The organism is Oceanobacillus neutriphilus (assembly GCF_014645515.1).
In the GTDB taxonomy this organism is placed as follows: Bacteria; Bacillota; Bacilli; order Bacillales; family Amphibacillaceae; genus Oceanobacillus; species Oceanobacillus neutriphilus.
This window is the reverse complement of sequence record NZ_BMLW01000007.1, coordinates 163017-177201: the sequence shown is the minus strand read 5'-3', so window position 1 is coordinate 177201 and position 14185 is coordinate 163017. Positions and strand designations below refer to the sequence as shown.

The following is a 14185-nucleotide window of genomic DNA, read 5'->3' as shown; positions in this document are numbered from 1 at the left end:
CATTACTAATCATAATAGATTACAGGCTGATTCTTCAGCCTAAAAGCAAATACGTTAGGAGACCTTTATATGAAACCACTTTTACTGGGTATATCTGTTTTAATGATTACTATATTGACGATTACCAGTTTTATTGTTTACCAGAAACCAGCTTTTTTTATGACTTCTCCGTTTGAAATAGATATTACAGAGAGTACTGCAGATGCAGAGGAAGAGGTTCAAGAAGAATTACAGCCTGTTGATTACAATGAGCCCATAAGTTATTCTTTGCAAAACAATAAGTTGCACATTACATATGACTCTGGGGAAGATTGGAGCGAGGTGCCTATTGAAACCGGCCAGCTATTTTCCGGAGACTATAATGGTCCTGAACAAGTATTGATAGATAACAGCTATGTGCTGACCGAAGATCGGGCTGCTTTCCTGCATGCGGACACTGCTGATCTGGAGCAACAGCGGGTGATGCTTACTTATTCAACAGATAAAGGAGAAACCTGGGAGGAATCAGAAATAATTCATCCTTTTCCAGGACTGCGGTTTCGAAAAATCGATTTCTTAGATGATCAATTGGGATATGTGATTATCTCGGGCAGCAGAACGATGTCTCAGGAATATTCCACTGCTTTTCTCACAGAAGATGGTGGAGAAACCTGGCAGCAAACCAATAGTCCGGAGGAAACAAGATTGATAGCAGATGGAGGATTTGTTGATGAATCCACCGGCTTTTTATCATTTGGAACAATTAGTCCAGAGGAACCGACACTCTATGTTACAGAAAATAAAGGGGATAGCTGGCAGCAGGCTGAATTCGATATGCCAGAAGAATATGAGCGTGTTTTTCTTATAGCAGAGACTCCTGTTAAAGACGGGGATCAGCTGATTGTCTTGCTTGACCAGGGCCCAAATGGCGACTATGCCGGCGGATTGGTAAAGGGAGAGTTTATCTCTGATGATAATGGGGAAACATGGAGCTTTTCAAAGGAGGTAGAGCCGGATGAAACAGAATAATAAAAAAGGCTGGCAAAAAGTTGTCGGAATAATTGTATTGCTGATTGGCGCCGGACTTTTCTGCCTGCAGCTCGGCTACCTCTATGTCCAGTCTAATTACCAGATGGCATACATTGATCATCGATTATTTTACTTTATCAATATTGCCTGTATGATTTGTCTATTACTGGCGATACTTCTTTTGCTCTCTACGACCAAAAAATTCAACCTTATCAGTACTGGAATTACGGTTCTTTTTATAGCAGCTCAGCTAATCATGCTCTCCGGCAGCAATCAGCTCGTTAAAAGTGTGACAATGCTTTCTCCTGATAAAAAGCATGTTTTAGCCATCAAAGAGGATCTGCAAACAAACGAGGTGGTCTATTACCGTCCCTACTTCGGCATTTTTGCCCGTGCACAGGAGAGACTTCCTGCTTCTGTTGCAGGTGAATTAAAAGTAGAATGGCTGGCAAACGATATTGCCGCTGTCACTTATCAGACAATCGGTAAATCTAACCGGCAGTTTATTGCTACTTATGGAGACAGAGGCGGACGAACCAGCTACTATCAAGTTGGAGCGCAGATCCATGGTACATGGCAAGGTGAAAATGTAGAGTTAATCAGCGATCCGGAGGGAATTACGATCACAACAGATGGCGAAACAGAGCATTTTAATTGGGAAAATACACAGCAATTTGGAACCTTGGCCATCATTTTAGAGAAGGATAACGAAGCTGCCTGGACGATCTCTTTAGATGAAAATTTCGAGGTTACCTCTGATATGACACAGTATACAGATGAAAATATTACATTATACCGTGCTACCATGGATGATAATGAACCCGTTAAGCTTCAAAGGCAGAGTGAATAATACAAATGAGAGCTGCACTGAAATAATGACATGACACTGAAAGCTCTTTCAACAAATTAGATGAGAAAAGGAAAAGATGACTCTCTCCAGTAGTCATCTTTTCCTTTATTTTACGAAGCTTTCTTCCAATCCGAAACATCCACTTCAAGCGGAATATTATTAGCACGTGCTTTCACAGCAGCTTTAAAGAATAGAACAACCAGTATTGCTGCCCCAGCAAATCCACCGCCCCATGATATATTCATAGGTAAATTAAATCCGATTGGCTGCGATAAAATATAGGTAATTACCATAATCAGCATAAATGTTCCCGGTATCAGTGCGACAAAATAATTCTTCCTGGCAATATAGAGATACATCGATGCCACAAAAAGAGCAATTACTGCCGTCGATTGATTTGCCCAGTTAAAATAACGCCATAATAAATTAAAATCAATTTGCGTTAACACAACAGATACTGCAAATAATGGCAGTGCAATCCACAAACGGCTGGAGAACTTTTTCTGAGCAACCTTTATATAATCCGCAATAATCATACGCGCACTTCGGAAGGCAGTATCTCCGGAAGTGATCGGCAGTACAATAACACCAAGTACAGCAAGTGTTCCACCGATAGCTCCCAGTAAGGTTGTTGAAGCTTCACTTACAATAGCCCCAGGTCCGCCCGCTGCTAAAATTTCGTTCAATCCATTATAGCCGCTGAACATGCTCATGGCAGCTGCGGCCCAGATCATTGCTATAATCCCTTCAGCAATCATCATACCGTAGAAAATCTTACGCCCTTCTTTTTCCTTTCTAGTTGTCCGTGAAATAATCGGTGTTTGTGTGGCATGGAAACCGGATAAAGCACCACAGGAAATAGTAAAGAACAATAATGGGAATATAGCAGCTCCCTCCGGATGAAAGTTTTGTAAGGAAAGCTCTGGAATTGGGGCTCCTGTAACAACTAAACCAATTCCTACACCAAGCGCACTGATTAATAGCAAGGCGCCAAAATAAGGATAAAGTCTGCCAATAATTTTATCGACAGGAAGTAATGTAGCCAAAATATAGTAAGCAAAAATAAATGCAATAAAAATCCATAAAGCTACACGCCCATCCGATAATAAATGAAGCAGACTTGCCGGAGTAGAAACAAATACAGTACCAACCAATAATAACAACAATACTGCAAACCCATTTACGACATGCTTCATAACCTTTCCCAGAAACTTACTTGCAAGCTCCGGCAAATGTGCTCCCCGGTTGCGGATGGAAATCATTCCTGTTAAATAATCATGCACTGCCCCTGCAAAAATACAACCTACTACAATCCAGATGAATGCAGCCGGTCCATATAACGCTCCCATAATCGGACCAAATACCGGACCTGTCCCCGCAATATTTAAAAGCTGAATCAGTGAATTTTTCGGCGTGCTCATCGGAATGTAGTCCACACCGTCTCCATTAACATAAGCAGGAGTTGGACGATCTTCCTTTACCCCAAACATTTTCTCAATAAATTTCCCATACGTAAAATAACCAATAATTAATAAAACAATTCCCGCTAAAAATGTATACAAATTTTCTCCCCCTCTTGTACATCTTTTAATGAATACGTTTTCATTAATTATAAAATATATAGGCCAGAAAGAGACTGAATCTGGCACAAAAGGTTATTTTTATGGGTTATGATGTTCTTTCAAGTTATTAAGACGCATTTGCTGGAAGGCTTAAATTTCTAATTTTGCACGTAATGCTTTTACATAATTTCTGCTGACGGATAGTGTATCTTTACTTCCCTCCAGCTGCAGGTGGTAAGCTCCATTAAACCAGGGAGTTAACCGTTGAATATGTTCCAAGTTAACCAGGAAACTCTTATGAATTCGGAAAAACCCATACGCTAATAAGCGGTTTTCCAGCTCCTTCAAAGGCATTTTCGTATCAAATTCACCCTGCATGGTAACTAGTTTTGTTCTTTTCTCTATCCGAGACATATATAAAATATCCTTGAGCTCTAAATAATGAATATCTCCCTCCACCTCTACAGCCAGTTTTCCAAGCGTTTTCCCTTGATTCTCCTGTTTTCCCAGGCCGAGTTTTTTCTCCAGCCGCTGAATGGTTTCTTCAAGCTGTTCTTCATCATACGGTTTTAACAAATAATCTACTGCATCGTATCGAAAAGCTTCCGCAGCAAATTGCGGGTATGCAGTCGCAAAGACAACGAGCGGCGGCTTTTTTAATTCCTGGATTGCCTTTGCCACCTCCATCCCGCTCACCTTTGGCATTTCCACATCCAAGAAGATAACATCAGGCTGATGCTGCATTGTTTTCATAATAGCCTCTTCTCCGGATTCTGCCTCTTTAATGGATTGTATCTGCGGGAAGCTACTCAATAAATGCTTTAATTCCTCCCGATTATACGGTTCATCATCCACGATTAGCACATTCATCAGCTGACCCATTGCTCTTCTCCCTCCTTATGCGCTAAGACAAAATATATATTTGTTCCTTCATCCTGCCCCGTTTCAATTTGAAGTAAAGCCTCTTCTCCAAAAAGAATATTTAAGCGCCGATTGACATTGTACAACGCCAACCCGCTTCCTGATTTTGAATCAACTGGTTTACGTCGTATCTGGTTGACTACTTCCTTCTCTATTCCTTTACCATTATCCTTGATACCAATATAAACGCCTTTTTGCTGTTTTTTTATCCTGACCTCCAAAATACAATCACTATCTTTATCTTTAAATCCGTGCATGACCGCATTCTCAACAATCGGCTGTAGGGTTAAAGGAGGAATAATTTCTGATAATACCTCTTCATCGATCACATATTTAACCGTCAGCTTATCCTTAAAACGTTCCTCATATAGCGATAAATAGGCTTGAACCTGCTTCAGCTCTTGTTCTAAAGTCGTTATTTTCTGTGTAGCTGCCGATAAATTCTGTCTAATGAAATGGGATAGAGAAATCAACATCTTTCTGGCTTTCACCGGATGGAGACGGACAAGTGATACAATCGTATTTAACGTATTAAATAAAAAATGTGGATGAATCTGCGCCTGAAGCGCTTTTATCTCTGCTTCTTTTGCTAATTGATATACCCGCTCGGCCTGGCCAATTTCCAACTGATGACTAATCATGGAGCTTAATCCGGAAATAAGCTCCATATTTACATTGGTTAAATCATTTTCCGACTGAAAATAGAACTTCAGTGTACCAATTATTTCTCCACGCTCTTTTAGAGGAGCGATAATGACAGCTTCCAGCGGACAATCCGCATTTGTACAATGAATGGCTTCTGCGGTTGCCATTTGGATCTTTCCGGTTTCTATTGCGTCTACTGTTATCTTTGTCTGAATCGGATTCTCCTGCTGATGATGATCATGCCCAAGCCCAATATGTGCAAGAATTTCTGTTTTATTGGTTATCGATACTGCACTTGTGTTCAGCTCTTTATGAATAATACGGCAGACAGCATCTGCAGCTTCGATATGCAAACCATTTCGTAAATAAACAAGTGTCTGATCAGCGATTCTTAATGTTTTTTGAGCTTGAACAGCACCAGCCTTCTCCTCTTCCTTTAATACACTTTTAATAACCAGCAGAACCAGCACAGAGCCGATGCCATTTGCCAAAATCATCGGTAATCCAATTAAATTCACCAAAGCCCACGCCTGTTCTATTGGACGGGCTAAAGCTACTATCACCAGCATTTGTACAGCTTCAGCAAAGGCTCCCACAAAAAAAGCTGTTTTCAGCTTAATTCGTTTATTTTTCCTGTAAAACAAACTTGAGATAACTCCGGCAATCATGGTTGCCACGCCACATGCAATTCCTGTAAATCCACCTAGTGTAAAACGATGTGCCCCTGCAATCACTCCAGCCCAAATACCAACCTTGGGTCCGCCAAGTAACCCTGCAATAACAATTCCAATAACCCTCGAATTTGCAATGGCCTCTTCCGTCATCAGCTCAGTTGCCCAGCGGTTAAATTGCAGACTTTCTGTGTTTACATTCAGCCCTGTATATGTTCCAATAATCCCGAAAAAGGCGAAAAACATAATTGCAGTAAGAGTCTGCTGACGATTCAGCTGATCCTGATAAAACATTTTTCGGAAGAAGCGAAGCCTTGTCAAAACAAAGGCTATAGTTACAATAATTCCAACCCGTTCTACTAACGTAATTAATAATTCGAACATCGTAATGCCCCTTTCCGTTTCACCGTCTCGAAAACGCTCTCATTATTATAGCAGTTTCCTAGATATTTGAAAATTGGTACCGGCAGTATTTATCAGGGCAATCAAAAAACTCTATTCAGCAAAAGCTGCACGCATTCTGCTAAATAGAGTCTTCAATTATGATAGAGTTTTTAAAATGGCAGCAGCTGCTTCTTTATCACCAAAGTGAATAGTCTGATCTCCGATGATTTGATAGGTCTCATGCCCCTTTCCGGCAATAAGGACAATATCTTTTGGCCGGGCCATTTTTATAGCCATTTCAATAGCGGCTTTACGGTCAACAATACATTGATATTTACTATTATTTATCCCTTCCGCTATCTGTGTTAATATTTTTGACGGTTCTTCCGTTCTCGGGTTATCCGAAGTGACTACAACATAATCACTGAAAGCACCCGCTATACTCCCCATTTTCGGCCGCTTATCAGAATCACGATCCCCGCCGCAGCCAAATACAGTAATAATCCTTCCTTCAGCAATTTCCTTTAAAGTACGCAATACATTTTCTAAAGCATCTGGTGTATGGGCATAATCTACAAGTACTGAAAATGGCTGCCCGGCATCAACTAACTCCATTCTTCCTTGTACACTTTCTATTTGTGTCAGGCTGTCGCGAATGCTTTCAAGCGGTACATCTTCCAGTAAAGCTGCTGCGATGGCAGCTAATGTGTTATAAATATTAAAAAGCCCAATCAGCTTTAAATGAATATCTATTTCACCTCTAAAGGTTTCTGCAGTGAAGGAAATACCTCCGGATCCAACAGAAATATTCCTCGCAGAAACGTCTGCCGGATGTTCAATGCCATAAGTTATGACTTCAGCTGATGTTATCTTTTTAAAATAGACAGAAGCCGGATCATCTGCATTTAACACAGCATAGGATTTATTTTTATTTGAGCTGTTTTCTCCTAACCTGGAAAATAAAAGACCTTTAGCCTCTTTATAACTCTCAAAATCTTTATGGTAATCTAAATGATCCTGCGTCAGGTTTGTAAATATGCCCATCTTGAAGTGACATCCTATCACTCTGCCCATATCCAGCCCTTGAGAGCTTACTTCCATTACACAGCAATCCACTTCCTGATCTGTCATTTCTCTTAAATTCTTCTGCAATGCCGGCGGTTCATGTGTATTAATCTGGACAGGATATAATTTATCCTTTATTTTCACGCCGTTATTTCCCATCAACCCCATATTTAATTTATGATTAGAAAATATCGTATCTAATATGTAAGATGTCGTCGTTTTACCATTTGTTCCTGTAATTCCGTACAGTTTAAGCTGCCTGGAGGGATAATTGTAAAAATGAGCTGACATTACTGCCATTGCAAACCGGGCATCCTTCACCCGTATTTTTGTAACACCGGGATAGTTATTCATCTCTTTTTCAACAACAATTGCCACTGCACCGGCGGAAACTGCTTCCTCAATAAAATCATGCCTGTCTGCCAGAAATCCTTCAATACCAGGTACACAAATAAAGATATTTCCTTTTTCTATTCTTCTGGAATCCATTTGAATACCTGTAATGGGGATATTCGTATTTCCTTCCGTTTCCTTTATCGTCAGTAAATTAATCAGTTCTTTTAAATCCATTAACTCACCTTCCTTTGATTTTTAAAGCCTATTATAATATTAATATTTTTTGGTATTTATTGATATAATTATACTATATGAAAAAGTGAAGGAGAATCTGACTATGGAAAAGGAATTCGTAGGTATCTGCAGTGTTTGTGAGAAAAACGTTTACTGTCATAACGGCTTTTTAGAGGGGGTTGTGCAAGAGGATCACACACTAATTTGTTTTTCATGTCAAAGTAAAGTTAATGAGACTGATACGCTCTAAGGCCAACAAATCGGTTACCATATCAATAAATTTGACAGCTGCTGCCTTCTTTTTTTATAAAAGGAGCATTTTACAAAATTACATTTGCAAAACGCTCCTCTTTAGAACTCCGAGAGAATTTTAGTTAGTTTTTGCTTTTTCTTTCCAATATAAATGTTAGGAAAAACGCTACTGCAATAGCTATCACTATTCCTATAACTGCATAAACAAAGTATGGTCCTACATACGCTACTAAACTAACAATGCTGGATAGAATGTAGCCATAGATACGCACACCAAAAATAGCAAAGAATGTTGCGGCGGCAGCACTTCCTATTGTACAAGCAATAAATGCTTTTTTATGCTTGATTAAAACACCGAACAACGCTGGCTCTGTAATTCCCAAAAATGCAGAAATTGCAGCTGAAAGGGCAACAGATTTGTCTTTTTTGTTCTTTAATTTGAAAAAGATAGCGAGTGTTGCACCTACTATCGCCATATTTGTCATAAAGAACATCGGCATTAACATGTCATAGCCATCTACGGCAAAATTCTGCAATGCGACAGGTGTCAGCGCATGATGCATCCCGAATACAATTGCGATTGGCCGTATCCCGCCAACAACAATCCCCGCAAGTATCGGTGAAATATCAAATAACAAATCAACGACATATGCCAATGCAATCCCTACGTAATTCCCTAACGGACCGCCTACAATCAAAGCTATCGGAATAGCAATAAAGAGTGTCAATGTTGGGGTAAATACCGTTTTCAAAACGCTGGGCATTATTTTATCAACCCATCGATAGATATAACTTAATGCCCATACTGATATAATGATAGGAATGACGCTGGCACTGTAATCAATAACAGGAATAGGGAGACCAACAAAAGTAAACTCAGTAATCTCTCCCGACTGTGCAGCCTCCATCAAAGTTGGATACATAAAACCTCCGGCAACAGCAAGTGCCAAATATTCATTTGTTTTGAAAATCCTGGCTGCTGATACAGCTAGAAAAAACGGCAGGAAGTGAAAAACACTGCTCGCAATTAAATCCAGTATGGAAACTGTTTGACTGTCCTCTGAAAGAACCTCCAGTGCAATTAACCCAGCCAGAATACCTTTGATCATTCCCGCTCCGGCAATAGCTGGAACAACCGGTCCAAACACGCCGGATACAATATCGAGTAATCTGGAAAAGAGGCCTTTCTTTTTCTCCGGCAGCTCATCCGTTTTTTCCTCATTGTCCAGTTTTCCAATTCGTTCAGATATTTCTGTGTAATAAGCGTTTACATTCGTGCCAAGTATAATTTGGTACTGATCATTATATAATTGTTCTCCCATTACATCTTTCAACTGTTTAATAGCATCATGATCTATCAGAGAGTTATCATATAAATCGAAGCGAAGTCTGGTCATGCAATGCCAGACTTTTTTAATGTTATCTTCTCCGCCGACATTATCTATAATTTCTTTTATAGCTTTTTTATCCATTCTGCCACCCTCTTCTACTTACACTTTCGTATATATTTTGCTTTGATTTGACAGACTTATAATAGCACAGCAATCGAAAGCTGAAAAACGCCATAAAAAACCAAACAAAAAACACAAACATTGATATATCAACATTTCCAAACAAAAAACAACGAAATTGGTATGGTAAATAACTAAAACCGCGATGTATTTCGAACCAAATTGACGGTGCTGGTTTAGTGTGTTTTAATCATAATGGTAAAATTGCTTTGATTTGACATTTGAATTCATCATAAAGGGGCAATTACATTGAAACCTACATCTATTACGAATATCGAAGCATTTGGTACGAATCCGCATCGTCATAACCTGGTTGTTGTTAAAATCGAAACAGATAAAGGAATTATTGGATATGGATGCGCAACTTTTCAACAGCGGCCTTTAGCCGTACAGAATATTATTGAGGAATACTTAAAGCCATTGTTACTCGGCCGTGATGCCAACCATATTGAAGATTTATGGCATGTTATGATGGTCAACGCTTATTGGAGGAATGGTCCAGTATTAAACAATGCCGTTGCTGGAGTAGATATGGCATTATGGGATATTAAAGGTAAGCTTGCTGATATGCCTCTCTATCAGCTGTGGGGCGGGAAATCAAAAGAAGCCATTGCAGCATATACGCACGCAGACGGATTAACCTTGAAAGAACTGTTTGAAAATGTAGATAAATTGATTGGCCAGGGATACCGGCATATTCGCTGTCAGCTTGGAAAATACGGTGGGAAAAATCAGGATATGCACCAAACCAAAACACAAACTACTGGAGAGTACTATGACCCGGATATCTATGTGAAAGATGTAGTGCATATGTTTAAAGCATTGCGTGAGCGGTATGGATATAAGATTCATTTTCTCCATGATGTGCATGAGCGTCTCTCTCCAAACCAAGCTCTCCAGCTGGCTAAAGATTTGGAGCCATACAAACCTTATTTTCTGGAAGATATCTTACCACCTGACCAAAATGAGTGGTTATCTCAATTGAGGACTCAATGTATCACTCCCATTGCTACCGGAGAATTATTTAACAACCCTATAGAGTGGCAATCTATTATTAAAAATAGACAGATTGATTATATCCGTTGTCATGTATCGCAAATCGGAGGAATTACTCCTGCCTTAAAATTGGCAGCACTCTGTGAAAGTTTTGGAGTCCGTATCGCATGGCATGGACCATCAGATATGACGCCTATCGGTACAGCAGTTAATACGCATTTAAATATACACTTGTACCCAGCTGCTATTCAAGAGATACAGGAAGCAGATAATACTACAAAAAAGATGTTTCCTTCTGATGTTAAGGTAATCGATGGCTACATTTATCCACTTGAAAAACCTGGCATCGGTGTTCAATTTAATGAGCAAATGGCATCAAAATACCCTGTCTATTACCGAAATCATGCATGGACAGAAGCAAGGCTTCCAAATGGATCCATCCATACACCTTAAAGCAGGAATCCCTACAGTTGATTGGGACTGTAGGGATTCCTTTCACAATTACATTTCTAAAGTTTTTTTCGTTGACTTCCAGGTCAATTCTTTGATTTGACACAGATGAATGGATTTTTATCCAGTAAAAGCTCGACAAACTAATGATATGAGTTGCCATTCTTCTTCCTATGTTGAAATAATAAATATTATCCAGGGGGGTTACCTTATGAAAAAAAGAGATTTTATTGCTGATGATATCCTCAGCAAAATCTATCAGAATAAATATAAAGTTGGTCAAAAGCTTCCTACAGAAAGAAAGTTGGCTGAAATTTACCATGTATCCAGATATACTATCCGGGAAGCAATTAAAAAGCTTGTAGAGATTGGCAGTATCAAAGTGATCCAAGGCTCCGGATCTATTGTGAATGATGCAAAATATAAAAGCCCTTTAATATATAATTCCTTAACTCAAAAGAAATTTACAGATATTCAGTCACAGATTATTTATTTGAAAAAAATTAAAGCAGATGATGAGTTCCTAAAAATATTCGATTTCGGTTCAGAACAGAAAACATTATGGGAATACAAGCGTATTCGTATTATCGATTATCAAAAGCGGCAAATCGAAACATCCAGACTTCCTTATATGCTCTTTCCCGAATTCACCGAAGAAGATGTAACGCAATCTGTTCATGAATTTGTCCGAAGATGCGGCTATAAAATTTCACACTTCATTACCTCGTATACTGCAATTACCCTTGATAAGAATCAAGCCGCACTTTTAAATTGCAAAAAAGGAACTGCTGCCATGAAAATCGTCAATCGAGGTATCCTCCATGACGGGCGAGTCTTTGAGTATAGCGAAATGGTCAGTCTTGATTATTCTGTATCTTATTTCACTCCGTTTGATCCTTCCAATCATCAGCATAGAACGAGATAGAGAGGTGTTTCTATCGCCTTTCTTTTTTATGGACCTCCACATAATTCCATCATTCCCCAGATAAATGCTTTATCGCTTCCATAAAGAAATCCTCACTGCCAAAACTGCCAGATTTTAAGACAATATGCAATGGCTTATCATCAAACGTCACACAGGATGGCAGCCCCGGGCCTGTGTAAGTCCTCTTTCATAGATCTTTTTCGAAATATATTCCAATTCTTTTTTCAATAATTCGATTTGCACTATTTCCCCCTCCATTTTTAAATAACTGACAGCATCATTCAGGCCTGAAATATATGCTCACTACTTACTTACACCTAGATTATATTTTATTTAAAGCTGCTGTAACTGCTCATTCATACCAAAATTTATACATCCATGTTGAATGTGGAATACGATTTTAATTCTTATCTTTTTGAGTTTTTTTGCATAAATTATTGTTAAACATAACAAAAGACCAGCTTAAGAAGGTTTTTGCCTATTCAAAAGTTAACCATAACTCCTTGAATAGACTCTCTTCATAAGCCAGTCTTATCAGTCTTAGTATTTAATTCGCAAGCTCATCCATTGGTCCAAAGAATTCAAAATGAATATCGTCATCCGCAACATTCAATTTTCTTAAAAGACCATTTATTGCACTCATAAATCCTTTAGGTCCGCACATGTAAAAGGATGCGTCCGTAGTTGGAATAACTGTTTGTAACCAATCATAATCGATAAACCCTTGTTTATCACACACATCGGCGTTGGAATTATCCTCATAAACAGTATAATGCGTTACTTGCTCATTTGCTTCGGCAATAGCTGCTACGCTGTCTTTCATCGCATGATAAGCCCGTGATCTTGTCGCATGAATAAAGATAACCTTTCTTTCAGGCTGTTCCTTTACAACCGTTTCCAGCATACTTACTAATGGAGTTAAGCCGACTCCCCCGCTAATTAATACTAACGGTTTTTGCCCTGCATCATTCAATATAAAATCTCCAGATGGTGAACTGATTGAAACTACAGATCCTTCCTGTACCTGATTGTGCAAATAGTTTGATACGATGCCTTCAGGATTATGTTCATCTTCCCGCTTTACACTGATTCGTAAAAAATTCTGACCGGGAGCTGCAGATAAACTATACTGACGTAAATGATCATAAGGCTCCCCATCAATTTGTGCTTTTATAGTGATGTATTGTCCTGGTCGATATGATGGAATTTCTCCATTATCTGCAGGTTTTAAATAAAAGGATGTAATAACTTCACTTTCCGGGATTTTTTCAGCGACTATGAAATCACGAAAACCAACCCAGTCTCCAGTAGCGTTTTGCTTTTCGTCATACATTTCTTTTTCCACGCTGATAAAAACATCTGCAATCACGCCGTAAGCTTTTCCCCATGCCTCGATAATTTCATCTGTAGCAGCTTCTCCAAGCACTTCCTTAATTGCAATTAACAGGTATTTCCCTACGATCGGATATTGTTCCGGCTTTATATTTAAGCTTGTATGTTTATGTGCTATTTGCTTCACATTAGGCAGGATATTCTCCAAATGCTCGATATTTGCTGCCGCTGCATATACAGCTCCTGCTAAAGCTTTTGACTGTGCCCCTTTCCGCTGATTCGTCTGGTTAAAGACATTCTTTAATTCCGGTTCATTCTCTAACATAATTTTATAAAAGTGTTTTGTAATAGCTTCCCCATGCTCCTCTAATACAGGAACAGTCGATTTAATAATTTCAATTGTTTGCTGATCTAATCCAACTGCAGTACTCATTTAATAACGCTCCTTTTGTTATATATATTTATACTAATAATTAAAAGATGTATTTCGAATACATCTTTTATTCTAGTCCTGTTAAAATGTGAATTCAATGTGTCCAAAGCAGTTTTATGTTACAATTATGTGAAATAATTAACTAACGGAGAGATACTATGAACTTAAAAAAATATACAGACTTCTCCTTGCGCGTCTTGATTTTTACGGGGTTAAAACCAAAGGAAGAGCTTTCAACCATCAAAGAAGTATCTGATGTATATTCCATCTCACCAGAGCACCTCAGAAAGGTTGTCCATGATTTAACGAAGAGAGGATTACTGACATCAGTAAGAGGAAGAAATGGCGGTTTTCGTCTTGCGAAGTCTGCTTCTGACATAAATATTGGATTATTAATCCGCTCCCTGGAGAGTGATTTTAATCTGCTCGAATGCTTTGATAAAGGTACCAATCATTGTATGATTTCACCGGGCTGTTCCCTGAAGCACGTCCTAAACAAGGCATTATTTCAATTTTTTAAAGTACTGGAGGAATATACTCTGGAAGATTTGATACAGAATGAGGAAGAACTGAAGGAACTGATGGGGATGAAGAGTTAATATAGGAAGAT

General features: G+C 38.9%; 11 protein-coding genes. 5 read left to right on the top strand and 6 right to left on the bottom strand.

Annotation, left to right across the window (positions count from 1 at the left end; genetic code table 11):
* Positions 1 to 69: 69 nt before the first annotated feature.
* Positions 70 to 1008: an oxidoreductase gene (locus tag IEX29_RS13065; RefSeq protein ID WP_188734831.1), complete on the top strand. Its 939-nt coding sequence runs from the start codon at positions 70 to 72 to the stop codon at positions 1006 to 1008.
* Positions 995 to 1858 (top strand): hypothetical protein, encoded by an 864-nt coding sequence (locus tag IEX29_RS13060; RefSeq protein ID WP_188734830.1) that lies wholly within the window; start codon positions 995 to 997, stop codon positions 1856 to 1858. The genes IEX29_RS13065 and IEX29_RS13060 overlap by 14 nt, the downstream gene beginning before the upstream one ends.
* A 110-nt stretch (positions 1859 to 1968) precedes the next feature.
* On the opposite strand, the gene IEX29_RS13055 is transcribed toward IEX29_RS13060, so the two are convergent.
* From IEX29_RS13055 to IEX29_RS13035, 5 genes are all read right to left on the bottom strand, one after another.
* Positions 1969 to 3420 carry a carbon starvation CstA family protein gene (locus IEX29_RS13055; RefSeq protein ID WP_188734829.1) on the bottom strand — a complete coding sequence of 484 codons (1452 nt, stop codon included), beginning with the start codon at positions 3418 to 3420 and terminating at the stop codon, positions 1969 to 1971.
* Between the two features lie 150 nt (positions 3421 to 3570).
* Positions 3571 to 4302, bottom strand: coding sequence for a LytR/AlgR family response regulator transcription factor (locus IEX29_RS13050; protein ID WP_188734828.1), 732 nt, complete (start codon positions 4300 to 4302; stop codon positions 3571 to 3573).
* A complete protein-coding gene (locus IEX29_RS13045) occupies positions 4290 to 6041 on the bottom strand; it encodes a sensor histidine kinase (RefSeq protein ID WP_188734827.1) in 1752 nt (583 codons plus the stop codon). The genes IEX29_RS13050 and IEX29_RS13045 overlap by 13 nt, the downstream gene beginning before the upstream one ends.
* A gap of 156 nt (positions 6042 to 6197) precedes the next feature.
* Positions 6198 to 7676 carry a UDP-N-acetylmuramoyl-L-alanyl-D-glutamate--2,6-diaminopimelate ligase gene (locus IEX29_RS13040; RefSeq protein ID WP_188734826.1) on the bottom strand — a complete coding sequence of 493 codons (1479 nt, stop codon included), beginning with the start codon at positions 7674 to 7676 and terminating at the stop codon, positions 6198 to 6200.
* A 374-nt stretch (positions 7677 to 8050) separates the two neighbouring features.
* Positions 8051 to 9400, bottom strand: a complete 1350-nt coding sequence (locus IEX29_RS13035) for a PTS transporter subunit EIIC (protein WP_188734825.1) — start codon at positions 9398 to 9400, stop codon at positions 8051 to 8053.
* Positions 9401 to 9688: 288 nt separating this feature from the next.
* Between IEX29_RS13035 and IEX29_RS13030 the strand changes: the two genes are divergently transcribed.
* Both IEX29_RS13030 and IEX29_RS13025 read left to right on the top strand, forming a co-directional pair.
* Positions 9689 to 10888 carry an enolase C-terminal domain-like protein gene (locus IEX29_RS13030; RefSeq protein WP_188734824.1) on the top strand — a complete coding sequence of 400 codons (1200 nt, stop codon included), beginning with the start codon at positions 9689 to 9691 and terminating at the stop codon, positions 10886 to 10888.
* A gap of 208 nt (positions 10889 to 11096) precedes the next feature.
* On the top strand, positions 11097 to 11810 hold the full coding sequence (locus tag IEX29_RS13025) for a GntR family transcriptional regulator (RefSeq protein WP_188734823.1): 714 nt from the start codon (positions 11097 to 11099) through the stop codon (positions 11808 to 11810).
* Positions 11811 to 12357: 547 nt separating this feature from the next.
* Here IEX29_RS13025 and hmpA read toward each other — a convergent pair.
* Positions 12358 to 13575, bottom strand: a complete 1218-nt coding sequence (gene hmpA, locus IEX29_RS13020) for an NO-inducible flavohemoprotein (RefSeq protein ID WP_188734822.1) — start codon at positions 13573 to 13575, stop codon at positions 12358 to 12360.
* A gap of 158 nt (positions 13576 to 13733) precedes the next feature.
* Here hmpA and IEX29_RS13015 point away from each other — a divergent pair, with 158 nt between their 5' ends.
* Positions 13734 to 14174: an RrF2 family transcriptional regulator gene (locus tag IEX29_RS13015; protein WP_188734821.1), complete on the top strand. Its 441-nt coding sequence runs from the start codon at positions 13734 to 13736 to the stop codon at positions 14172 to 14174.
* The last annotated feature ends 11 nt before the right edge of the window (positions 14175 to 14185 follow it).